Origin of the sequence: Paraburkholderia kururiensis JCM 10599 = LMG 19447 (assembly GCF_003986935.1) — a bacterium.
Classification (GTDB): domain Bacteria; phylum Pseudomonadota; class Gammaproteobacteria; order Burkholderiales; family Burkholderiaceae; genus Paraburkholderia; species Paraburkholderia kururiensis.
In genome coordinates this window covers 380942-403219 of sequence record NZ_RJZE01000002.1, presented here as the reverse complement: position 1 = coordinate 403219, position 22278 = coordinate 380942, and the positions used below count along the sequence as shown (strand labels likewise).

Annotated in this window: 19 protein-coding genes; 9 read left to right on the top strand and 10 right to left on the bottom strand. The window is 64.0% G+C overall.

Features of this window, described 5'->3' with window-relative positions:
* Positions 1 to 37: 37 nt before the first annotated feature.
* Genes PKKP23_RS03920 through PKKP23_RS03895 form a run of 6 tightly spaced genes read right to left on the bottom strand, consistent with a single transcriptional unit; the run spans position 38 to position 5820 of the window.
* Positions 38 to 1426 carry an MFS transporter gene (locus PKKP23_RS03920; RefSeq protein WP_126875850.1) on the bottom strand — a complete coding sequence of 463 codons (1389 nt, stop codon included), beginning with the start codon at positions 1424 to 1426 and terminating at the stop codon, positions 38 to 40.
* Positions 1423 to 2142, bottom strand: coding sequence for an ABC transporter ATP-binding protein (locus PKKP23_RS03915; RefSeq protein WP_126875849.1), 720 nt, complete (start codon positions 2140 to 2142; stop codon positions 1423 to 1425). The genes PKKP23_RS03920 and PKKP23_RS03915 overlap by 4 nt, the downstream gene beginning before the upstream one ends.
* Entirely contained in the window at positions 2139 to 2924 is a 786-nt protein-coding gene (locus PKKP23_RS03910) for an ABC transporter ATP-binding protein (RefSeq protein WP_126875848.1), read from the bottom strand. The genes PKKP23_RS03915 and PKKP23_RS03910 overlap by 4 nt, the downstream gene beginning before the upstream one ends.
* The gene (locus PKKP23_RS03905) at positions 2921 to 3808 is read right to left on the bottom strand and encodes a branched-chain amino acid ABC transporter permease (RefSeq protein WP_126875847.1); all 888 of its coding nucleotides are present in this window, start codon (positions 3806 to 3808) and stop codon (positions 2921 to 2923) included. Before PKKP23_RS03905 ends, PKKP23_RS03910 begins: the two co-directional genes overlap by 4 nt.
* Entirely contained in the window at positions 3801 to 4694 is an 894-nt protein-coding gene (locus tag PKKP23_RS03900; RefSeq protein WP_126875846.1) for a branched-chain amino acid ABC transporter permease, read from the bottom strand. The genes PKKP23_RS03905 and PKKP23_RS03900 overlap by 8 nt, the downstream gene beginning before the upstream one ends.
* 31 nt (positions 4695 to 4725) lie before the next feature.
* Entirely contained in the window at positions 4726 to 5820 is a 1095-nt protein-coding gene (locus tag PKKP23_RS03895; RefSeq protein WP_126875845.1) for an ABC transporter substrate-binding protein, read from the bottom strand.
* A 306-nt stretch (positions 5821 to 6126) separates the two neighbouring features.
* On the opposite strand from PKKP23_RS03895, the gene PKKP23_RS03890 reads away from it, so the two are divergent.
* The 8 genes from PKKP23_RS03890 (at position 6127) to PKKP23_RS03855 (ending at position 16616) form a co-directional block, all read left to right on the top strand.
* Entirely contained in the window at positions 6127 to 6474 is a 348-nt protein-coding gene (locus tag PKKP23_RS03890) for a RidA family protein (protein ID WP_126875844.1), read from the top strand.
* Positions 6475 to 6507: 33 nt separating this feature from the next.
* Positions 6508 to 7752 carry a D-amino acid dehydrogenase gene (locus PKKP23_RS03885; RefSeq protein WP_126875843.1) on the top strand — a complete coding sequence of 415 codons (1245 nt, stop codon included), beginning with the start codon at positions 6508 to 6510 and terminating at the stop codon, positions 7750 to 7752.
* Entirely contained in the window at positions 7749 to 8540 is a 792-nt protein-coding gene (locus tag PKKP23_RS03880; protein WP_017777818.1) for a maleate cis-trans isomerase family protein, read from the top strand. Before PKKP23_RS03885 ends, PKKP23_RS03880 begins: the two co-directional genes overlap by 4 nt.
* Positions 8541 to 8666: 126 nt before the next feature.
* Positions 8667 to 9389: a GntR family transcriptional regulator gene (locus tag PKKP23_RS03875; protein WP_017777819.1), complete on the top strand. Its 723-nt coding sequence runs from the start codon at positions 8667 to 8669 to the stop codon at positions 9387 to 9389.
* 117 nt (positions 9390 to 9506) lie between these two features.
* Positions 9507 to 10391 (top strand): glycosyltransferase family 2 protein, encoded by an 885-nt coding sequence (locus PKKP23_RS03870; protein WP_126875842.1) that lies wholly within the window; start codon positions 9507 to 9509, stop codon positions 10389 to 10391.
* 101 nt (positions 10392 to 10492) lie between these two features.
* Positions 10493 to 11428: a dihydrodipicolinate synthase family protein gene (locus PKKP23_RS03865; protein WP_017777821.1), complete on the top strand. Its 936-nt coding sequence runs from the start codon at positions 10493 to 10495 to the stop codon at positions 11426 to 11428.
* Between the two features lie 194 nt (positions 11429 to 11622).
* Complete coding sequence (locus PKKP23_RS34405) at positions 11623 to 11772, top strand: hypothetical protein (RefSeq protein WP_017777822.1); 150 nt, start codon at positions 11623 to 11625, stop codon at positions 11770 to 11772.
* A gap of 1172 nt (positions 11773 to 12944) precedes the next feature.
* Entirely contained in the window at positions 12945 to 16616 is a 3672-nt protein-coding gene (locus PKKP23_RS03855; protein WP_240658717.1) for an autotransporter outer membrane beta-barrel domain-containing protein, read from the top strand.
* A gap of 252 nt (positions 16617 to 16868) precedes the next feature.
* On the opposite strand, the gene PKKP23_RS03850 is transcribed toward PKKP23_RS03855, so the two are convergent.
* The 3 genes from PKKP23_RS03850 to PKKP23_RS03840 form a co-directional block, all read right to left on the bottom strand.
* On the bottom strand, positions 16869 to 18224 hold the full coding sequence (locus PKKP23_RS03850) for a sensor histidine kinase (RefSeq protein ID WP_168724521.1): 1356 nt from the start codon (positions 18222 to 18224) through the stop codon (positions 16869 to 16871).
* Between the two features lie 109 nt (positions 18225 to 18333).
* Complete coding sequence (locus PKKP23_RS03845; RefSeq protein ID WP_126875841.1) at positions 18334 to 19026, bottom strand: response regulator transcription factor; 693 nt, start codon at positions 19024 to 19026, stop codon at positions 18334 to 18336.
* A 10-nt stretch (positions 19027 to 19036) separates the two neighbouring features.
* On the bottom strand, positions 19037 to 19855 hold the full coding sequence (locus PKKP23_RS03840) for a MipA/OmpV family protein (RefSeq protein WP_126875840.1): 819 nt from the start codon (positions 19853 to 19855) through the stop codon (positions 19037 to 19039).
* 292 nt (positions 19856 to 20147) lie between these two features.
* On the opposite strand from PKKP23_RS03840, the gene PKKP23_RS03835 reads away from it, so the two are divergent.
* A complete protein-coding gene (locus PKKP23_RS03835) occupies positions 20148 to 20447 on the top strand; it encodes a putative quinol monooxygenase (RefSeq protein ID WP_126875839.1) in 300 nt (99 codons plus the stop codon).
* A gap of 361 nt (positions 20448 to 20808) precedes the next feature.
* Here PKKP23_RS03835 and PKKP23_RS03830 read toward each other — a convergent pair whose 3' ends face one another.
* Positions 20809 to 21939 carry a DSD1 family PLP-dependent enzyme gene (locus tag PKKP23_RS03830; RefSeq protein ID WP_126875838.1) on the bottom strand — a complete coding sequence of 377 codons (1131 nt, stop codon included), beginning with the start codon at positions 21937 to 21939 and terminating at the stop codon, positions 20809 to 20811.
* Positions 21940 to 22278: the final 339 nt, after the last annotated feature.

Below are 22278 nucleotides of genomic sequence, written 5' to 3'. Positions count from 1 at the left end.
GTAGAAGAACGTTGAGCGGGCGCCGATGGTCCGGCGTTCAGCCGGGCTTGATGGCCCGGACCACAACCGCGAAGCCGCCCGCGTAGGCTGCCGCGATGATCGCGAAGCCGGCGGCGGTGGCGCGGCCGGCATCGGCGAAGCTATGCAGTACGACCGACGCGATGGCCACGCCGACGAGCGAGCCGATCTGCCGGCTCGCGTTGAGCGAGGCGGCGGCGAGGTTGGCATCCTCGGGACGCGCGGCCTGCATGACGACCAGGTTCATGGCCGGTATCGCGAGGCCGGCGCCGAAGTTGGCGACGCCGATGCACAGCGCGATCGCGCCGTACGGCAACGCGTCGATGCCGAGCAGCGCGGCGCTGCCGAGCGTCGCGAGCGCAAGGCCCGCGAGCAGCGCGCCGCGCGAGCCGAGCCGCGCGCTGACGCGGGCGGTGGCGAGGTTGCCGATACCGAACATCGCCATCAGCGGAAACAGCTGGAAACCCGTCACGAGCGGGCTCGACCCGCGTTGCTGCTGCAGGTAGAGGCTGATCAGAAAGATTTCGGCGAGGATGCCGAAGTTGATGGCGAGGCCGAGCACACTGCCCGCCACGAAGCGCCGCTCGCCGAGCAGCGCGGCCGACAGGATGCGGTAGCGGGCAAACCGCTCGCGCAGCACGAACGCGGCGGTGGCGGCGACCGTCGTTATCGCGCCGGCGACGATGGCGGGCGAGGTCCAGCCGAGGCTCGGCCCCTGGATCAGCGTCAGGCTCAACGCGGCGAGCGCAACAGCCGCGAGCAGATGGCCCGTGCCGTTGAGCGGCCCGGCATGGCGCGGCGAACGGGCCACGTAGCGCTGGGTCAGCCACAAGCCCGCGACCCCGACCGGCAGGTTGACCCAGAAGATGCCGCGCCAGCCAATCGCGTCCACCAGCACGCCGCCGACACACGGCCCGAGGGCCATCGCGGCCGACACCAGCGCGCCCCAGATGCCGATCATGCGGGTGCGCAGCGGGCCGGGCGGGAACGCGAGCGTCAACAGGCTCAACGAACTCGGCATGAAGAGCGCGGCGCCCACGCCTTGCAGCAGGCGCGCGGCGATCAGCATGGCGGGTGTCGCCGCGAGCGCGCACAGCGCCGAGGCGGCGACGAACAGCGCGAGACCGAGCAGATAGATGGTCTTCGAGCCGTAACGGTTCGCCAGCGCGCCGCCCAACAGCAGCATCGCGGCGAAGCTGAGCGTGTAGGCGTCGACGACCCAGACGAGCGTCGTCAACGACATCGCGAGGCTGTTCTGCATTGCCTTCAGCGCGACGTTCACGATGGTCACGTCGAGCATCGCCATCACGAAGCCGCACGCAACGGCCACCATGACCGTCGCAGGGCGCGCCTGTGGTGCCGTGGCCGCCGCGGTCGGGCCGCTGGTGCCCGAGGTAGCCGGATTCATGCGGCTCTCCCGCCGAGGTAGAGCCGCCGCATGTCGTCGCTGTCGAGCAGTTCGGCGGCCGGACCTTCGAGCGCCACGCGCCCCATCGTCAGCACGATGCCGCGATCGGCAATGCGCAGCGCCTCGATCGCGTTCTGCTCCACCATCAGCACGGCGATGTGTTCGGTGTCGCGCATGCGGACAATCGCGTCGAATACTTCGTCCACCATCTTTGGCGACAGGCCGGCCGACGGTTCGTCGAGCAGCAGCATCGCGGGCCGCGGCACGAGCGCCCGTGCGAGCGACACGATCTGCCGCTCGCCACCCGAGAGCGCCGCGGCCGGCGCACGGTAACGGCGCCGCAGCACCGGGTATTGCTCGCACAGCTCCTCGATGCGGGCCTCGCGCGGAAACGACGACATGCCCTGGCCGCCCAGCATCAGGTTCTCGCGTACGGTCAGTGCGCCGAATACGTTGTCGGTCTGCGGTACGTAGCCGATGCCGTGGTGGCGAACCTTGCGATACACCGGCTCGCGCGCGAGGTCGCGGCCCTGCATCGTCACCGTGCCCGAGCGGGGCAGCACGAATCCGGCAATGGCCTTGAGCAGCGTGGACTTGCCGCAGCCGTTCGGACCGAGGATCGACACGATCTCCACGGCGCCGACACGCAGCGACACGCCATGCAGGATGTCGATGCCCTTGGTGTAGCCGGCAACGAGCTGGTCGACTTCGATCATGACGCCTCCAGCGGCCGGCGGCCGGCGCGCGCACGGCCGAGATACGCATCGAGCACGCGGCGGTTGCGCTCCAGTTCGACCGGCTTGCAGTTGGCGATGGCCGCGCCGCGATCGAGCACGATGCAGCGGTCGCACAGTTCGCGGATGAAATGCATGTCGTGTTCGATCACGACGAGCGTCACGCCGAGCCCGTGGATGCGCCGCAGTTCCGCGACGAGTTCGCCGCGCAGATTCGGATGAACGCCGGCCGTCGGTTCGTCGAGCAGCAGCAGCTTCGGCGCGGTCATCATGGCGCAGGCAATGCCGAGCAGCTTCTTCTGGCCGCCGGAGATCGATGCCGCGGGCAGGTGTGCCACGGCGGCGAGCTTGAGTTCGTCGAGCAGCGCGGCGGCACGGGCGCGCGTTTCGCGTTCGAGTGCGCGCAGCGAGGGGCCGCGCAGCAGCGCCGCGGCGAGTCCGTGGCGCGCCGACGAGGCAGCCATCGTCAGTTCGAGTACGGACATTCGGGCCGGCATGGACGGCAGCTGGAAGGTACGGCGAATGCCGAGTTGCGCGATGCGCTGCGGCGCGAAGCGGTCGATGCGGCGGCCGTCGAAGCGGATCTCGCCGCTTGCGAGCGGCGCGAAACCGGTCACGGCATTCAGCACCGTGCTCTTGCCGGAGCCGTTCGGGCCCAGCAGGCCCACAATCTCGCCGCTGCCGACCGAGAGCGTGAGTCCCGACAGCACGGTGTTGCCGCCATAGCGGATGGCGATGCCATCCAGCTCGAGAAGGGCGCTCATAGGTGAGTCTCCAGACGTTCGGGCAGCAGGCCGCGCGGCCGCCACATCAGACAGGCGAGCAGCATGAGCCCGACGAGGCCGAGCCGCACCGCGCCCGCGAGGTCGCTGCCCACGCCGAACCAGTCTTTCAGGAAAGGTGCGAAGGAATACACGGCCTGAACCAGCACCGCGCCCACCAGCACGCCGGCTTGGCTGCCCAGACCGCCCACCATCACGATGGTCCAGAGCGCGAAGGTTTCGGACGACAGCATCGTGTCCGGCCCGACGTAGCTGATGTACCAGGTGAGCAGCGCACCGGCCAGCGCGGCGGGCAGGGCGGCCGCGACACTCGCGCGCGTCTTCAGCGAAAGCGGGTCGTAGCCGAAGCAGACGGCGAGCGCCGGCTCTTCGCGCATGACCTTCAGCGCGCGGCCGAAGCGGCTGCGCACGATGCGGCGATAGGCGGCGTACACGAGCGCAAGGCAGCCGGCCGCCACGCCGAGGAACGCAAGGTCGGACCAGGGCGCGACGAGGCCGCCGAACAGCGGCGCGATGCCGCCGATGCCCTGCGCGCCGCCCGTCAGCCACGTTTCGTTGAGCGCGACGGTGCGCAGGATCTCCGCAATCGCCAGCGTTGCGATGCCCCAGTAGTCCGACGACAACTGGCGGCCTAGACGCGCAATCGCGACGGCCAGCGCGGCCGCCGCTGCGAGCGCGAGTGCCAACGCGGCGGGCAGCGTCCAGCCGAGCTGCGAGGCGATGCCGGCTGCGTACGCCCCGAGCCCGGCGAACGCGACGAAGCCGAAGTTGACCATGCCCGCGTAGCCCGCCTGCAGGTTGAGTCCGAGCGCCATCATCGCGGACAGGCAGGCCGAGGTCAGCAGATGGACGAGGAAGCTAGACACGCCGCACCTCCCTGTCGAAGATGCCGTACGGCCGGAACATGAGCGCGACGAGCAGAATCAGGAACGACACCGCGCTCACATAGGCCACGGGGAATGCCAGCTGCGGATAGCCCGTCAGCGCACCGAAATCGACGTTGAGCATTAGCGTTTCGGCGAGCGCGATCAGCAGCGCGCCAGCCGCTGCGCCGAGCGGATTGCCCAGACCGCCGAGGATCGCGGCCGAAAACACCGGAATGAGCAGCCCGTTGCCGAGGTTCACGTGCACGCTCTCGGTGAGGCCGAGCATCGTGCCGCCCAGCGCGGCGAGCACCCCGCTCGCGAAGGTGATGACGTTGGTGACGCGCTGGGCGTCGATACCGGTTGCGAGTGCGAGCGGACCATTCGACGCGAGTGCGCGCATCGAGCGCCCCAGATCGGTTCGGTACAGCAGCGCGGAGAACAAGAGCAGCGTGAGGGTGCCGCACGCAATCGAGTCCAGTTGCGCGCGCGACACGGCGATGCCGCCGATCAAGAGGGGCGGCGTCAGGTCCTGCGCGTACTGGAGCGGTCGCGAACCTGCCGTACCCAGCACGAGTGCGATGGCGATCAGCGACACCGCGAGCGAACCGATCATCGCGACCGCGCTGCCCGAACGCAGCAGTCGGGCGAATACGAAAACATTGAGCAGAACCGCGAGGCAGCCTACCAGCGTGCACGACACGGCGGTGGCCAGAACGAGCGGCAGTCCGGCGCGTTCGCAGCCGAGCGAGACGAACGCGCCCAACATCGCGTACTGCACGTGCGCGATGTTGGGAAAGCGGATCAGCGAATAGAGCGTGGACAGTCCGATCGAAACCAGCAGGAGGTCGGAGGTGCGGATCAGGACGTCGAGCAGGAATGGCAGCATGGCATTCTCCGTGAACGGCTGACGATGACGCTCACTGCGCGACGACGGCCTGTCTGAAGACCACCTTCTCGTAGGGCTGGACCGCGCGCTGGCCGTCGCTGTCGAACGCAATGTCTCCTGTCACGCCGTCGTAGCCCTTGCCGAGCGCGTCCATCGCCGCGCGAATCTTCGCCGGGTCCGCCGAATGCGCGCTGTTGATAGCCGCGGCGGCGAGCATCGTGGCGTCGTAGGCATAGCTGCCGAATGCCGAACGCGGCGCCTCCTTGTAGGCGGCCTGGTAGGCGTCGGCATACGACTTTGCGTTCGCTCCGCCCGCCGCAACTTCCAGACCGATCTGGCCTTGCGCGATCTGCGGCGTGGTATCGCTCGTGCACATGGTCAGATAGATGCCGTACCACGGCGCTTTGTTGAGTTGCATCTCGTAGGCCTGGCGATTCAGCGTGGCCGCTTCCTGGCCGTAGGCGCTGTAGACGTAGGCGTCGGGTTTCGCGCGTGCCGCCTGTTCCAGTTCGCGGCGATAGGTGGACTGCCCCTCGGTATAGAGCACGAGCGACACGACGGTGCCGCCGAGCGCCTCGAAGCGCTTCTTGAACTCGCTCGCAAGACCTTGCCCGTAACCGTTGTTCGGCGCGATGAACGCGACGTGGTGCAACTTGCGCGCGTACACGTCCTGTGCGGCGAAGCGCGCCGAGAGGTCGTCGAGTCCGATCACGCTGAACGAGCCCGCACCGATCTTGCGAATCTGCTGGCTCGACGAGCCGATGTTGACGTGCACCTCACCCTGTCTGACGAGGAACTGGCCGATGGGAATCGTCACCGACGACGAGAACTCGCCCAGCACGACGGGCACATGATCGACGGTAGCGAGCTTGCGCGTGGCGTCGAGTGCGGTATTGGCGGTGCCGCCTGAGTCCTCGATCTTGACCTGCAGTTTCTGGCCCAGCACGCCGCCCTGGGCATTGATCTTCGCGACAGCGAGTTCGATGCCGCGCCGCTGATCCTCGCCGATCGACGCGCTCGATCCCGTCAACGGCAACACAGCCCCAAGGCTGACATCGGCCCATGCGTTCGCCGCACACAGACACCACGCAGCGACGACTCCGGCACTCCAGCGATACAGCTTCATCGTGTTTCTCCTGATGGGTGATTGGACGTTTTGATATACAAAAGTGTGTACAGAATTGCTGATCAAAAATAGTTGTGCGATAAATTTTTGGTGGAATTTGGCGGGCTTGGGTCGAGCCGCGAATAGAACATGAAATGCCCATAAAAAGCGCACTTTATGCACGAAGAAGCATTCATGGATGCACCAATTCGAGTGGTCCGCTCAAGATTGGCGCACACGTCGGTTTTATTGAAAATGTGTATACACCGCTGAATTGTCGATGCTACGATCGACCTCAACTTGCGTAGGTCAACGAGAGGCGACTCAATGGAAATCAAGCGTTATGGAACGGGCGAGCGGATGAGCCAGATGGTGGTGGCGGGCGGATTCGCCTTCATCGCGGGGCAGGTGGCAGACGATACGTCGCTCGACGTCGCCGGCCAGACCCAACAGATTCTCGACAAGCTCGACCGCCTGCTGGAAGAGGCGAAACTCGACAAGCGCCACATCGTGTCCGCCAGCATCTGGCTCGCGGACCATCGCAGCTTCGCCGACATGAACCGGATCTGGGACGCGTGGGTGCCGAAGGGCGATGCGCCGGCGCGCGCATGCGTTGAGTCGAAGCTGGCTTTCCCGCAGTACACGGTGGAGATCGCGGCGATTGCGGCGTTCTAGATTCGGACTGGCTGAACTCGGCGGAGTATCGGGATGAAAACGGTTGTGCTGGGCGGCGGGATCGTGGGCGTGACGACAGCTTATTTTCTGGCGAAGGCGGGCGACGAGGTGGTGGTCCTCGACCGCCGCGATGGCGTCGCGCTCGAAACCAGTTTCGCGAATGCCGGCCTCATCGCGCCGGGGCACTCGTACACCTGGGCGTCGCCGCGCGCGCCGAAGATTCTGCTCAAGTCGCTGTTTACGGAAGGCCAGGCGCTGCGGCTCAAACCGAAGGCCGACTGGCGGATGTGGGCGTGGTGCTGGCTGTTCCTGCAGAACTGCACGGCTGAACGTTCGCGCCGTAATACGTCGATCAAGGTGCGGCTTTGCCGCTATGCGCAGCAGCAGCTCCAGCAGGCGACGCAGGAAGAAAGGCTGGCTTACGACCGGATCAGCGGCGGGCTGCTGTACCTGTATCGCGATCCCGCGTCGTTCGAACGCGGCGTGTCGAACATGGCGATCCTCGCCGACAACGGACTGCCGCTCGAAACGCTCGACCGGCAGGCGGTGATGGCGCGCGAGCCGGCACTGCGCGCGGGCGGCGGCGACATTGCCGGCGCGATCTACTGCCCCACCGACGAAAGCGGCGACGCGCATCTGTTTACCCGCGCGCTCGAACAGCGTTGCCGTGAACTCGGCGTCGACTTTCGCTTCGGCACCGCGATCGACGGCATCAGCGCGAGCGGGGATGCCGTGGACTACGTGCAGACGTCCGCAGGGCGGGTCACGGCCGACCGCTACGTGCTCGCGCTGGGCTCGTATTCGCCGTTGCTGGCTCGCGGACTCGGCTACCGGCTGCCGGTTTATCCCGTCAAAGGCTATTCGGTCACGCTGCCGATCGAGGCGTCGCACGAAGCGCCCACGCTGGGCGGCGTCGAGGAGAACCAGCTCGTCGCGTGGGCGCGCTTCGGTCAGCGGCTGCGCCTCACCGCGACAGCGGAGTTTTGCGGTTACGACACAGCGCACACGCCTGCCGATTTCACTCACATGCTCGGGACCGCGCGAGCGTTGTTCCCGAACGGCGCCGATTACGCGCGGCCTTCTTACTGGGCCGGATTGCGGCCGATGACGCCGGAGGGTACGCCGCTGATCGGCGCCACGCGACATCGCAATCTGTTTCTCAACACGGGGCACGGGCACATGGGCTGGACCATGTCCTGCGGCACCGCGAAGATCCTCGCCGACGTGATGAGCGGGCGGCAGCCGGACATCGATATCTCAGGGATGACACTACAGTGAGCGAACTTCTCTCGAATCGCGTCGAGCGCAGCCAGAGTCCCTATGCGCGTTTCGGCTTCTCGCTGGACGACGGTATCGCGCGGCGCGCCGCAATCGGCCTTGTCGTGCTCGCGACCGATCACACGATCGAATACGAATGGCGCCGGATGCTCGCGCTCGAAGGCGTTGCGTTCTACGAAAGCCGCGTCGCCAACTCGGCGGAAATCACGGCGGCCACGCTCGGGCAGATGGACGGCCGGATTCGCGCGGGCGTGGAGCTGATCCGGCCCGGCGAGCACCTCGATGTCGTTGCCTTCGGCTGCACGTCGGCATCGATGGTGCTCGGCGAAGAACGCGTCTTCGAGCGCATCCATGAGGCGCGCCCGGACGTGGCCTGCACGACGCCCATTACCGCGGCGCGGGTGGCGCTCGACGCGCTCGGTGCGCGAGGGGTGGCCCTCCTCACGCCCTACGAGCGGCCCATCAACGAAGCGATGGCGCGCTACCTGCGGGAGCGCGGCGTCGACGTGGTGCGGATAGGATCGTTCGAACATCGCGACGACAACGAGGTCGCGAGAATCGACCGCGCGTCCATCGAGCACGCGGTATTCGAGCTGGCGAGCGATCCCGCCGTCGACGCGGTGTTCGTATCGTGCACGAGCCTTCGGCTTGCCGACGCCATTGCAGGCTTCGAGGCGCGGCTCGACAAGCCGGTTTTGTCGAGCAATCATGCGTTGGCCTGGCATGCGCTGCGGCTGGCAGGCGTGACCGATTCGTTGCCGCAGTTCGGCAGACTGTTCACGGTCTGAAGCGTGCGCGCAACCGCGCCATGCGGCTACACGTGCCGCACGTGTCACGTGTAGCCACGCGAGAGTTGGCCTGAAGGCTGGAAGGGTAGTGATAATGAGCGGTGACAGATTGAACCAGGAGACAACATGACAGCGGATTCCGTGATTGCGCGGAACGTGCGTCCCGGCGGGCGGGACTCCGTTGCGCCGAAGCGCACGGGCATGACGGTCAACGAGATTTACGAGCAGTTGAAGCAGATGGCGGTGCTGTACAAGATCCGGCCGGGCGAGCGCGTCAACGAACTCGAGCTGGCGGAGCGCCTCGACGTGAGCCGTACGCCGATTCGCGAGGCACTCAACCGGCTGGTGGCCGAGAACCTGCTGGCGTTCGTGCCGAACCGGGGATTTTTCATCCGCGAACTGGGCGAGAAGGACGTGTTCGATCTCTTTGAATTGCGGCGTTCGATTGAATCGACGGCGGTCATGCTCGCGTGCGAGCGGGCTTCCGATGGCGACATCAAGACGCTGCGCCGCTTCTGGAAGCAGGTCATGAAGACCGCGGAGCGCATGCCGTCGGACGAGCTTGTCGTGAATGACGAGCTGTTCCACCTCGAGCTGGCGGCGATGTCCGGCAACGCAGAGATTGGCAGGGTGCTGCAGGGAATCAATGCCCGGATCCACTACGTCCGTTGGGTCGACGTCGATCAGCGCCGCAACGAGGCGTTCACCGAGCATCTGCAGATTCTGGATGCACTGGCGGAGCGCGATACCGCGCGCTGCGTGGCGTTGACGGATACCCACATCCGCTGGCGCATGGAAGAGATCACGCGCGTGGTTCACGCAAGCGTCGTGAAGCTGTACGCAAAATAACGGCGGCCACGGTAGGTGCTGTTCGTGGCAAGAAGGGACAGCAGCAATTGAAAGGAGGAAGCCGCCGCCCGCAGGCGAGGGCGGCGAACCATCATTCTTTTGCGATGAGGCGTCGTCATGAAACATGGCACGTTGATTACGCTGTACAAGCCGAGCGCTGAACAAACCGATCATCTGTTGCGCTTGCCCGCCTTAAGCCCCGTGGTCGTTGCGGTGGACAACTCCCCGCAGACCGATCCGGTCCTGCATGCGCGCCTTGCCGCCAACGGCATCGACGTCATCGCCAATCACAATCGCGGCGGCATCGCGGGCGCGTTCAACGCCGGTGCCGAATTTTTGATTGGACGCGGCTGCGACGTGTTCTTCATCTTCGATCAGGATTCGACGATCCCCGACGATTACTTTGCGCGAATGCTGGAAGGATGCGCGGCCGTCGGCGACAGGCGCTTTCTGGTCGGGCCGCGCATCTTCAACCTGAATGTCCGGCGCGACCTGCCGCTCTTCACCGTGCGGCGCTGGTCAGCGCAGATCGCGCCGATTCGGGACGGCGCGCATGGGTTGCAACCGTGCTCGGTCATCATCTCGTCCGGCACGGCGATTTCGCTCGAAGCGTATCGCGCGCTGGGCCGGTTCCGGGAAGACTTCTTCATCGACCATGTCGATGCGGAGTACTGCATGCGCGCCCAGGCGCACGGGGTGCCGGTATGCGTGAACGCGGACGTGTCGCTGCCGCACGAGCTTGGCAAACCGGTGCCGGCGCAGCACTGGCCGCGCGTCGAGATATTCGACCAAAGCGCGTTGCGGCACTACTACGCGGCCCGTAACTGCATCCTGGTCGCGCGCGATTACTGGCGCCGCTACCCCGCACTGTTGCTCATCAACCTGATCACGCTCAAGCATATTGCCTTCGTGCTGCTGCACGCACGGGAAAAGCGCATGAAGCTGCAGGCCATCTTGTGCGGCGTGGCGGATGGCCTGCGCGGGAAGTACGGCCGCGTCTGACGGCGAGGCGATTTTTCATTCGCCATGTGTCGCATGGCAAAACAGGGTGATGGACTTCATTAATCGTTATGTAATCCTTAATTAAAGGAAGAGGAAGCGAGATGAATCGTACAACGCCGATCAAGCGCCGCTACGCAGGCGCCTTCTCCGTTGCGCCAACCATTTTCACAGAGGAGGGCGCGCTCGATCTGGACGGGCAGAAGCGCTGCGTCGATTTCATCATCGACGCGGGTGCGGACGGCCTCTGCATTCTCGCGAACTACTCGGAACAGTTTTCGCTGACCGACGAAGAGCGCACGCTGCTGACAACCACGATCCTCGACCATGTTGCGGGTCGCGTGCCGGTGATCGTCACGACCACGCACTTCAGTCCGGCTATCTGTGCCGCGCGTAGCCGTGCGGCGCAGGCGGCTGGCGCCGCGATGGTGATGATCATGCCGCCGTATCACGGCGCGACGATTCGTTGCGGCGAGGCGGCGATCGAACACTTCTTCGAGGAGGTGGCGCACGCCATCGACATTCCGATCATGTACCAGGACGCGCCGATGAGCGGCACATCGGTATCGGCTGCGTTTCTTGCGCGGCTGGCACACAAGATCGACAACTTGCGCTACTTCAAGATCGAGGTGCCGCAATCGGCCGCGAAGTTGCGCGAGTTGATCGAGCTGGGCGGTGACGCCATCGAAGGACCGTGGGACGGCGAGGAGGCCATCACCTTGCTGGCCGACCTCGATGCGGGCGCGACGGGCAGTATCCTCGGCGGTGGCTATCCGGACGGCCTGCAGCCGATCCTGAAGGCCTATCTGGCGGGCAATCGCGATGAAGCGGCGGCGGGCTACGCACGCTGGCTGCCGCTTATCAACTACGAGAACCGCCAATGCGGACTGATTGCCTGCAAGGCTCTGATGAAGGAAGGCGGGGTGATCGCGTCGGACGCTGTGCGCCGGCCGCTCGTGCCGCTGCATCCGGCGACACGTGCCGGACTGATCGAGATTGCCCGGCGGCTCGACGCACAGGTCCTGCGCTGGGCTCACTGAGCAGAGCCGGCGCCCGTGCCTTTTCTCGTGCCCCGGGGAAGTCGACCTATGAGCATGTCAACGATCCGTGTGGCCGGGAACGGCTCGACGGTGACATCCCACCGTACCTTGACGTTTCGCCGCGCGATATCGTGCAGGCGAGCCGCTTGCCTGGGGCACCTATCATTTGTGCGGCACGCCCGTCACGACCCGGCATGGATTCGCACAAGCGATCTTCGCCGCCGCGCACCGTGCCGGGCTTCTCGCGTGCACGCCGCTCGGTCAATCATCCTGACCTCGGCGTATCCACGGCCGGCGCCGCGGCCGGCCAATTCGTCGCTCAACACCTGGAAGAGAACTCATGAATCATCGTCCGCAGCACGTGCTCGTCACCCGCGGCAATCGTCGGAAGCCAACTGGGTTCCTCTATACCTTGTGAAGTATTGGCGTTTGTGCCCTCAACGGTGTGGGCAACGAACTGAGGACAACGCGCGGCAGCGACGTTTCGCCGCCGCCGCCAGCTATCAGGCGTTATCCGGCGAACCGCCTTCGCAGACGAGGCGATAGATCGCTGGATGCGACCCTGGCTTCTGTCGTTGTGGACACGGCCGCTCGTGGCGTATCGAATCGGTCTGCTCCCGTCTGGTATCACCTGATCGACCCGTGCCCGCTTTCCTGCGGTTGCGTTGAGTACGACGCCGGGCGCCATGCATAGGGCTCACTGCTATGAGCCTCGCCTCAATTAGCGTCGACGAGGACGAATTTCGGTTTCCTTTCTGTATTAACGCAGCTCTCGTTTGCGCGGCAGATACGTTTTTACCTATAAAGGGACAGCTTTAGCATAATGCGATGTAAAAATAAAATCGCTTCTCCAGATGTTGGGATGCCATAAAGAATGTCGCGGCGCGAAACCCATCTGCCGCGACTCAATGAAATTGACGACCTGTGAAGGTAAAAGCACGGCGCACCTGCGCACGCGTTTCATCACGGTACGCCACTTCGCCATTCGCGCGAATAATCCCGATCCACTATGGCCGCGAGGTCACGCGACTTACTACCGCGGCCCGATGCTAGCACTCGCGACCACAGTGGCTACCAGACAGGCTCTCAGGAAGATGCCGCCGTGGGTGCGGACCCCCGTACAGCAGGCTGCCGAGGCCCGCCAGCCAACCGTTTGAGCTTTGTTGAGCATTCCCCTGCGTGGTTTTTCCGGGATATCGCCGCGCAATAAAAAGATAATCGCAAACGTTTGCGTATTTAAAGCGTCGAACGCCAATCGTTTGCGTCGCGGTAATTCATTGCTACTTTTTAACGATTGCAAGATGTGTAAGCGGTATATCCCTCTATTTAAGAAAATCGTTTAACGATCCTTTACATTCGCTTTTTTTAATTTCCCTATATTCCGCACTCGTGCAGGGACGTGATTTTCACGGATAAGCGGTCCAGTCCGTCGAATCCTTCAGCCGTCGTTCGAAGCACCGGCGTCCCGTGCTTCGAACATAGACGTAAAACAATCCCAAAAAGGCATACGCGGAAAATGAAAAAAGAGCGCTTACCCCACGAGGCGTCGCACTGTGGCGCCAATTTGCGCAGGAATCGGCATCAACTTTCCTGCATCACGCTGAACCCCCGTCCGAAGGCGACGACGCTCGCGGTTCTCGGCTATATCGCCCTCATTCCTGCGCTCGCTCACGCGAACTGCACGACGTCGGGCACGACGACCACTTGCGACACGACCTCGCCGTCGCCATGGACGACGATGATCGGCGCGGGCCCGACGGAAGCATCGGGTTCCCAGGTGACGGTGGGCCCCAATGCGCAGGTCGTCGTTGGCAACAGCAGCGCCATCGCGCTGTCGGACAGCGCGAACATCGTCGTGCAGTCCGGCGCACTGGTGCAGGGTAATGCGACGAACACCACCGGCACGTACGGCACGGGCGGCAATACGATCGATTTCCGGAACAACAGCACGCTGACGGTGGAGCAGGGAGCGACGGTGCTCGCCAACGGCACAGAGAGCGACGCGGAGGCCGTGAATCCGGAGGGCACCGGCAATACGATCATCAACAACGGGACCATTCGCGGCGTCAATTCGGCGGCCATCTGGTTTCAGAACACGTCGGGCACCAATACGGTCATCAACAACGCCACGGGTATCATTCAGGCCCCGGGCAACGTGATGGGGGCGTCGGGCAACGGCGCTGTGGTGTTCAGCAACCTCGGCAAGGTGGTGGGCAACCTGGTTTTTGCAGGCGGCAACGACACGCTCAACATGTACACCGGATCGAGCGTATCGGGCACCATCAACGGCGGAGGCGGCAGCAATCTGCTGACGCTCAACGGCACGGGCACCGACACGCTGCCCACGACGATCACCAACTTCCAGACGCTGCAAAAGAAGGACAGCGGTACCTGGACGATCACGAATCCGATCGGCAGCATGGGCGTCACCTCCGCCGAGGTCCAGCAAGGCACGCTGGTTCTGACCGGCAACAACGCGAGCTATACCGGTTCGATGCTAGTGGATCAGGCGGGCACGTTGCGGGCGAGTGCGCAGAGTCTGCCGGGCGCGGTGACGGACAACGGCCTCGTGCAGTTTCAGCAGGACACGGCGGGCAGCTACACCGGCCTCGTGAGCGGTTCGGGTGCCGTGGAAAAAGACGGGGCGGGCACGCTGACGCTGGCGCCCACCGCCGCCGGCGGCAACACCTATACCGGCGGCACGGTCCTCAGGCAGGGCGTGCTCTCGGTCGCGGCGGACAGCGCGCTCGGCGGTACGTCGGGTGGCGTGACCTTCGACGGCGGTACCCTGCAGTTCGGCGGCGCGTTCGACCTTGCCGGCACGCGCGCCGTCTCCGTCACCTCGAACGGCGGCACGATCGACACACAGGCCTTCGACTCGACGATCAACCAGAGCATCAGCGGTTCGGGCGCGCTCGACAAAACCGGGTCGGGAACACTGACGTTGAACGGCGCGGTGGTCGGTCCGATCGCCGCCGAGGTTCAGCAGGGCACGCTCGTGCTGAACGGCGACGGGTCGCAGTTCACGGGAAGCGTGACGGTGGACCCGCCGGGCGTGTTGCAGGCCAGCGCGCAAAGCCTGCCGCCCACGGTAACCGACAACGGACTCGTGCAGTTCGAGCAAGGTGTGGACGGCGTCTACACGGGCGCCATCGGCGGCTCGGGCGTGGTCGAGAAAGACGGGACGGGCACGCTGACGCTTGCGCCCTCCGCCGCCGGCGGCAATACGTACACGGGCGGCACCGTGCTGAAAGCGGGCACGGTCTCCGTGGCGGCGGACAGCGCGCTCGGCGGTACGTCGGGTGGCGTGACCTTCGACGGCGGCGCGCTGCAACTGGGCAGCAGCTTCGATCTGGCCAGCACGCGAGCGGTATCGATCACGTCGAACGGCGGCACGATCGATACGCAGGGCTTCCAGTCGACCATCGCGCAAAACATCACGGGCGCGGGCGCTCTGGCGAAGCTCGGCACAGGCACGCTCGTGCTCGATGGCGTCAACACCTATTCGGGTGGGACCTCAGTGGCGGCCGGCACGCTCGTGGTGGGCGATGCGTCGAGCGCGGGGGCGTCGGTTGCGGGGGCGTCGGTTGCGGGGCCGGTGGCCGTTGCAACGGGCGCTGTGCTCGGCGGCTACGGCACCGTCAATGGCGACGTGACGAACAACGGGACAATCGCGGTGGCCAATGCGTTGCCGTCGGCCGCAGCCGACGCGCAGGGCAGCTTCACGATCAACGGCCAACTGGCGAACGCGGGCCTCGTGCAACTCGGCAGCGGTTCTCAGGCCGGCAACACGCTGAACGTCAACAGCTACGTCGGGCAAAACGGCGTCATCGCGCTCAACACCGTTCTCGCCGCGGACAATGCGGTTTCGGACAAGCTCGTCATCAACGGCGGCACGGCAACGGGGGCGACCACGCTAAAGGTGACGAACGTGGGCGGCCAGGGCGCGCCGATCGTGTCGAACGGCATCGAGGTCGTTGCGGCCACCAACGGTGCGACCACCGATACGAGCGCGTTTACGCTCGCGGGCGGCACGGTCAAGGGCGGCGCGTACGAATACTATCTGGCGAAGGGCGGTGTGAGCGCGGGCACGTCGCAGAACTGGTACTTGCGCAACACGGTGCCCGCCGCGAGCAGCGCAGCGGTGACAAACGCGAACGGTAGCGGCGCGTCCACCGTGGGCGCGGCAGCGGGCACGCCGGCTTTGCCGGCAGCGAATGCCCATGCGGTCACGCTTTACCGCCCCGAGGTCGCGCTTTACGCGCAGGTTCCGGACGTCATGCGCCAACTCGACTGGATGCAGATCGACGAGTTCCATCTGCGCCAGGGCGACCAGATGCTGCTGAACGAAAAGGGCAGCCTGCCAGCAGGATGGGGCCGTGTCTGGGGCGCGCATAGCGTGCTGTCGGAAGGCGGCGATGTGAGTCCGCAATTCGACGGCTCGATGGGCGGCGTGCAGGTGGGCCACGACATCTATGCGGACGGCACGCAAGGCGGCCATCGCAACCACTACGGCTTCTATCTCGGCATGGCGCGCGCAACGGGCGATGTCAGCGGGTTTGCGGTGGGCGCGCCGGGCGCCGGCGTCGGACATCTCGCGGTCAACGCATACAGCCTCGCCGGCTATTGGACACACATCGGGCCGGGCGGCTGGTATACGGATACGGTCATTTCCGGCAGCGCGCTCACGGCGGATACGACATCGAGCGACAACATCCGTTCGGGCACTCACGGTACTGCCGTCACGGCCTCAATCGAAGGCGGTTTGCCGCTGTCCATCGGGCATGGACTCACGGTGGAGCCGCAGGCGCAGCTGGTCTACCAGCATCTGTCGATCCGCGATCTGAACGACGGCGCCTCCAGCGTGGGGTTCAGCAGCGGCAATAGCGTGCTGGCAAGATTCGGCGTGCGATTCGAGGGCACGTGGGACGCGCTTGGCGCCGCATGGCAGCCCTATATGGGGTTCAACGTGTTGCACGCGTTCGCGAGCAGCGACCACCAGACCTATGACGGCGGAACGTCAGTCGCAACGCCGGTCAACCAGACAACGGTCCGGATCGACGTCGGCGTGGTCACGAAGTTTTCGAAGCACGGCAGTGCGTATGCGGCTGTCAACTGGGGCACGAATCTGGACGGCGAGCACGTCCGGACTGTTGGAGGAAATGTCGGCGCGCGTTGGTCGTGGTGATTCTCAAGCGGCGATGAACACCGCCGCCTTCCGCGCCATCCGCGGGGGCGGCGGTGTCGCTGAGGCGCGCTGAAGTCGCTCAAAGCGAGCGGCGCCCTGCGCTGCCGTCCGGGATCGATTCGCGTGCTCGACCGCACCACTATCGAAGCAGCTGAGTGTGGATGCCATGTCGTGCTCGAAAGGGAGTAGGACCGTATCACGAAGCCTACGAGAAGAGCAGCTGGATCAGGATCGGCACCGCGAGCAGCGCGATCACAACCACACAGTGAAGCCCGTTCCAGCCGAGAAAGCGCTCACGGTTAACCGCCAACCATGCGCCAGCGCAATTTCCTTGCATATCGCGAGCCCAAGACCGGCACCTTCGTGCCTGGCATCGGGCGCACGCCAGAATCGCTTGAACAGAAAGGGAAGATGATCCTCGCGTATGCCGGGCCCTTCGTCACTGATTCCGATCGACGCCGCGTCGATCGTTAACAGCACGATGCCATTCGCGGGCGACGCATGAATGGCGTTTTCGACGATGTTCTTGAGGAGGATGAAGAGCGCGCCTTTGTCGGCCCAAATAGCGGGTAGTGCGGCACGTTCTTCGATACGCAGGCTCACCTGCTTGTCATCCGCTTTACGGGCGAGATACCCAATCACTTCGTGCGCCACGTCGGCGGTGTTGACTTCGCCGAAGGTGAAATTCTGGGCATCGCTGACTTCGGCGAGATGCAGCAGTTGCCGGACCTGTCGCGACATCAGATCGATCTCGCGGAACAACAGGTCTTTTTCCATGATCTCGGATTGCAGCTCGATCTGGCCGCGGATCAGGGTGAGCGGCGTTTGAAGCTCATGCGCCGCAGTCGCAAGGAATTGCTGCTGGACCGTAAAGCCGTTCTCCAGTCGTTCAAGCGCTTCGTTGAATGCATTGATCAACGGCTTGATCTCGCTCGGAATGCCGCGAGCCGAAAGACGCGTCTTCAGATTGCGCGGCGTAATCTGCGCTGCTGCATCGGACGCGTCACGCAGCGGCTTGAGCACCCTGCGAATCGTGAAGGGCAGTGCCAGCCCGAAGATGACGACGGCGACCAGCAGGATGATTCTCACCAGGGCCGGAATCGGCTTGACTTTCAGACTGACGAGCGCCTTGATGAAACGTACGCTCGTCGCGGTCTGCACGTAGTACACGGAGCGGCCTCGCGCGACCTGCTGCGTCGCCACGGAGAACCGCTGCCCCCCGATCGTCGCGTGCACGATCTTGCTTGCGTCCACGGAAAGGTCGTCGGCAAGCCAGGGGCCAGCGCTTTTGTCTCTGTCCGAAGCCAGCAGGATGTGTCCTTGGTCATCCAATACCCGGTATTTGAGTTCGGTGGACGCCACCCGGAACAGCCAGCCCTCGCGCTCCGGAAGTCTGACGGAAACAGGAACGCCCCCGTTGTCGAAGTTGATTGCGTCAACCACGGTACGGACGTTTTCCACCAGTTCCCGTCGACCTAGCGTCTGCTCCGGATAGCGATCGAACACATAGATCACGAGCGCAGCCAGGGCTGTCAGGCTGGTGGCCAGTGCCACGACGGTTGTCACCCATAACCGCGCAGACAGACTTCGAATCCAGTGATCGAGCACGACGCTCCTTTGCTGAAAGCGGTATGGGTCTGGGCGGCCGGATGACGGGACACGTCACGCATTTCCGTCAATCTCGACCGCCCGATGGGTGGAACGAAGAACGCCCCGGTTATACGCGCTCATCGTCGGGGGCTTCCTGAAGGGTGAAGCCCGTGCCGCGAAGATTCACGAGTCGCACCGTTGCGTTGATTGCGGCCAGCTTCTTGCGCAACCGGTGCACGGTCACCTCCAGTGCATTCGGTGTGACTGCTTCACCGAGTCCCCATGCAGCATGCTCGAGCGCCGCATGCCGAACCGTCCGGCCGCCCGCCTCGATGAGGCACGACATGATCTGCAGTTCTGCCGGCGCGAGCAGAACGGACGATGCGCCACACCGCATCTCGCGTTGCCGAGGGTCCACCGTAACGCCCCGGAACGACATGACCAACGCCGTCAGCAACGCCGGGCGGCGCATCAGCGTACGCACTCGCGCAACCAGCTCGCTCATGGCAAACGGCTTGGTCAGGTAGTCGTCGGCGCCGCTTTCAAGACCCTCCACACGATCGTGCAGGGCATCGCGAGCGGTCAGCATAAGACACGGTGTCATCTGGTGCGCCTTGCGCAGCGTGCGCAGGAAGGTGAGCCCATCGCCATCAGGCAGGCCACGATCCACGATCAACACCGCGTAGTCTGCCCGGCGCATGCCGTAGGCCGCCTCGGACACCGTGTGGAACAGGTCCGCCTCGATGCCCACGCCGGCGAGAGCCTGTCTCACCATGTCGGCGAGACGTTCGTGGTCTTCCACAATTGCGACTCGCGCCATGGAATTGAACTCACTTGAACTGGTAAATGTAGCCGAGCCTGATATCTGGAATGAACCGCTTGCCGACCAGCGGACTGTCCGTGATGCCGCTGCCGAGGTGCGATACGCCCACGTCCAGCACGAAGCGCTGGTGCTTCGTGACGTTGTAATCGACGCGTGTTCCGAGCGACGTGCGCCAGGTTGCCGTGCCCGTGTAAGCCGGACGTCCGGGGCGCGTTTCGGAAGGGCGCACGCCGTAATAGTAATTCACGTATTTTCCGCTTAGCCACTCGATGCCCACGTGCGGTGTAAGCGAAAAATCGCCGACATCGAAGGACTTGCTGTAATCCAGAGCGGCCTTCTCGCCCTTGTTTCCGCCCAGCAGATAATTGCCGGACAGCGTGCCGAACGCGGTGTGCCATGCGAGCGCCGGACCGTACCAGAAAGCGCCGTTCCGATCCTCCATGCCATTCAGGACCGGAGCATCCGATTGCTTGTAGCCATCGCCCAGCGAATACTTTCCGCGAAGTGCAACGCTCACGCCATGCCAGGTGCCGACTTTCAGGTCAAGCGTGGTGCCAAGGAGATGCACCCACTTGTCGTCGAAGTAAACCAACGGCAACGGTTCAACTTTCGTCCCGTATCCCTTGTATGGCGATTGCCCGACACCCACTCCCGCACCCAGGCCCCAGCGCGTCACGTTCGTCGCATTGTTCAGGATCGTAAGTCCCGAGCTTGCCGCATCGGCCTGGTCGAGACCCTCTCCTTCGGCCCACGCCGTCTTCGAAAGGAGCGCAAGCAAGGCGGTGGCGAGGATGACGGGCCGAACCGGCAGATGGTTTTTTTTCACGATTGCTTCCAGGGAGTCAGCTGACAAGGGCGGACTGACTTTATGGGAGCTCGACTTACCAATCACTTACCGGTTAATTGGCGGCCAACTGTGTTCACAGATAGCGCGCGTCTGCGCGCTGACTTCAATGGACGTGGCGTGACACCGGCCGCGGGCCACGCTGTTGCTGGAGGATCAGGCGGCTGTCCGATTGCACCGACACCGCACCCCGCCGATACAAAACGGTTGCAACCTGGCGTCGCTGGACGCAAGCTTTCGACCTGCTCGATTCCATTTCGAAAGGAGTGACAAGATGGCGCTTCACGTAATTGCTTCCCTGTTCCTGAAGCCGGAGCACGCGCAGGCCGGCGAAGCCGAGTTGCGCAGCATGGTGGTCAAGACGCGTGCCGAACCGGGCAACCAGCGCTACGACCTGTTCCGCGAACAGGACGGTTCACCACACCTGCACCTGTACGAGATCTACGACGACCAGGCAGCGTTCGATGCACACGTGGCCAGTCCGCACTTCAGGGAGTTCCGTACGAAGTCGGCCGACTGGTTCGCGGCGCCACCGGTCATCAGGGTGTTGTCCGCAATCGACGTGGCCGGGTAAATAAGCTGAGTCGCCGTCGCGGCCTGCTCTCGCACTGGGGGCGCGCGGATGCCGTCACGCATGAGGGCATCCGCGACGTTCGTCGCCTGTGGGTCGGGCCGCCGTCATGTCGAAGTACGCCAGCGCAGTCTGGAGGCGGGGAGGTGGGTTCGATCTTCGTGCTCACCCGTTCGAGCGTCCGGCTTCCTGCAATGGCATCGAATGCGTCATGCCGGATCCAGATTATCGAGAAGACGCATTTCTCACGTGTTGCCGGACTGCTGGGCCAGAAGTGACGAAGTGCGGGGCACACGTGGACAGCCCTGAAAGTCGTCATCTGAATCGATGCGTTGCATGTTCTCGCTTTTAATACCGACGTTCATTACCAGCCATAGAACCGCGGCCAGGTTTCGATCTGTCCGTCAGCACGTACGGCATGATAGGCGGGATGTTGCGCGCCGGTGGCGCACGCATGGTTGGGCAGGACTCGCAGACGTGTTCCGATGGGGAACCGCTGATCGATTTCGTGATCGGGTGCGCCGCATCGCGAGACGATGCCATGCTCCTGGTTCGCGCCGCTCATCAGGTATCCGTCCAGTACGCTGCCGTTTTCATGACAGACGAGTCCGTAGCCGAAATCCCGCTTCTGGCGCTGCGTGCCGCGGTCGCGGCTCATTGCCATCCAGCCCGCGTCGACGATGGCCCAGCCTTTCTCTTTCTGGTGGCCAATCACAGTGGTCAATACGCTCAACGCGATCTCGGAGGTCTCGTTCACGCCCACGTTGTGCATGACGAGATCGAACATGACATAAACGCCTGCCCGAACCTCGGTGACACCTTCAAGATGCTCAGCAGTCAGCGCGGTGGGTGTCGAGCCGATGCTGACCACGTCGCATCGCAGTCCGGCGGCCCGCAGACGATCGGCGGCGCGCACGCAACCCGAACGCTCCTGTTCGGCGATGCGGACGAGGTCGTCATGTGCATCGTAGTCATAGCTGGATCCTGCATGGGCCAGCACGCCACCTAGATGCATGCCGCCGTTGCTGAGTGTTGTTGCTACATCAAGGAGTGTGTCGTCATCAGGCACGATGCCTGAGCGATGGCCGTCCACGTCGATTTCGATCCAGACCTCGAAGGCTTCTTCGTGTTCGCGACCGAAAGCGACGATCGCTTCGGCACAGGCGACGCTATCGGCGACGATCTTCAGGTCGCAGCCTTGCCGGCGTAGCGCCAGTGCTTGCTGGAGTTTCGTCGGGGCGATGCCGACGGCGTAGACGATGTCGCGAATGCCGCTTGCAAAGAACTGTTCGGCTTCCTTGAGTGTGGACACGGTGATACCCCGCGCACCGGCGTTCATTTGCGCCTGAACCACCTGTTCGCATTTGGTTGTCTTGACGTGCGGCCGGAACCTTACGCCGAGCGCATTCATGCGCTGCTGCATCCGCTCAATGTTGTGCTGCATGCGCGCGACATCGATCAATGCGGCCGGGGTGTTCAACGACTCCAGATTCATGTGCGACTCCTGGCTATTCTTCGCGCGATCGACGTCGGATGCAGGTATCGCGCCTAGGCAGAAGCCACTATAGGAGTTTGTCGAGAAGTTGTGCTTAACGACTGATAAACCAGCCATTAAGCGTCCGTGAATGTCGATGTGTCGAAGACGATGCTGCGTCAGAGGCGCGAGATTCGAGCGTTTCGCTATCGCATGGAGTGGTCGGGGCCCGTTCGGCATGCCGGATAGTCGTCGCTTTTCGACCAGGAACAACGATGGGACAGGTGCCGGATCGGCCTCTCATTAATTAGCGTTTAACCCTCGCTTGTCCGAAAATTAACCACACGAACACGCTTGCGC

What these genes read in the sequence shown, in the direction of transcription:
- PKKP23_RS03855 (WP_240658717.1), top strand. Translation starts at nt 12,945, where the DNA reads ATGAAAAAAGAGCGCTTACCCCACGAGGCGTCGCACTGTGGCGCCAAT.
- PKKP23_RS03910 (WP_126875848.1), bottom strand. Translation starts at nt 2,924, where the DNA reads ATGAGCGCCCTTCTCGAGCTGGATGGCATCGCCATCCGCTATGGCGGC.
- PKKP23_RS03900 (WP_126875846.1), bottom strand. Translation starts at nt 4,694, where the DNA reads ATGCTGCCATTCCTGCTCGACGTCCTGATCCGCACCTCCGACCTCCTG.
- PKKP23_RS03830 (WP_126875838.1), bottom strand. Translation starts at nt 21,939, where the DNA reads ATGAATCTGGAGTCGTTGAACACCCCGGCCGCATTGATCGATGTCGCG.
- PKKP23_RS03885 (WP_126875843.1), top strand. Translation starts at nt 6,508, where the DNA reads ATGAAAACGGTTGTGCTGGGCGGCGGGATCGTGGGCGTGACGACAGCT.
- PKKP23_RS03920 (WP_126875850.1), bottom strand. Translation starts at nt 1,426, where the DNA reads ATGAATCCGGCTACCTCGGGCACCAGCGGCCCGACCGCGGCGGCCACG.
- PKKP23_RS03875 (WP_017777819.1), top strand. Translation starts at nt 8,667, where the DNA reads ATGACAGCGGATTCCGTGATTGCGCGGAACGTGCGTCCCGGCGGGCGG.
- PKKP23_RS03835 (WP_126875839.1), top strand. Translation starts at nt 20,148, where the DNA reads ATGGCGCTTCACGTAATTGCTTCCCTGTTCCTGAAGCCGGAGCACGCG.
- PKKP23_RS03865 (WP_017777821.1), top strand. Translation starts at nt 10,493, where the DNA reads ATGAATCGTACAACGCCGATCAAGCGCCGCTACGCAGGCGCCTTCTCC.
- PKKP23_RS03870 (WP_126875842.1), top strand. Translation starts at nt 9,507, where the DNA reads ATGAAACATGGCACGTTGATTACGCTGTACAAGCCGAGCGCTGAACAA.
- PKKP23_RS03915 (WP_126875849.1), bottom strand. Translation starts at nt 2,142, where the DNA reads ATGATCGAAGTCGACCAGCTCGTTGCCGGCTACACCAAGGGCATCGAC.
- PKKP23_RS03890 (WP_126875844.1), top strand. Translation starts at nt 6,127, where the DNA reads ATGGAAATCAAGCGTTATGGAACGGGCGAGCGGATGAGCCAGATGGTG.
- PKKP23_RS03845 (WP_126875841.1), bottom strand. Translation starts at nt 19,026, where the DNA reads ATGGCGCGAGTCGCAATTGTGGAAGACCACGAACGTCTCGCCGACATG.
- PKKP23_RS34405 (WP_017777822.1), top strand. Translation starts at nt 11,623, where the DNA reads ATGGATTCGCACAAGCGATCTTCGCCGCCGCGCACCGTGCCGGGCTTC.
- PKKP23_RS03895 (WP_126875845.1), bottom strand. Translation starts at nt 5,820, where the DNA reads ATGAAGCTGTATCGCTGGAGTGCCGGAGTCGTCGCTGCGTGGTGTCTG.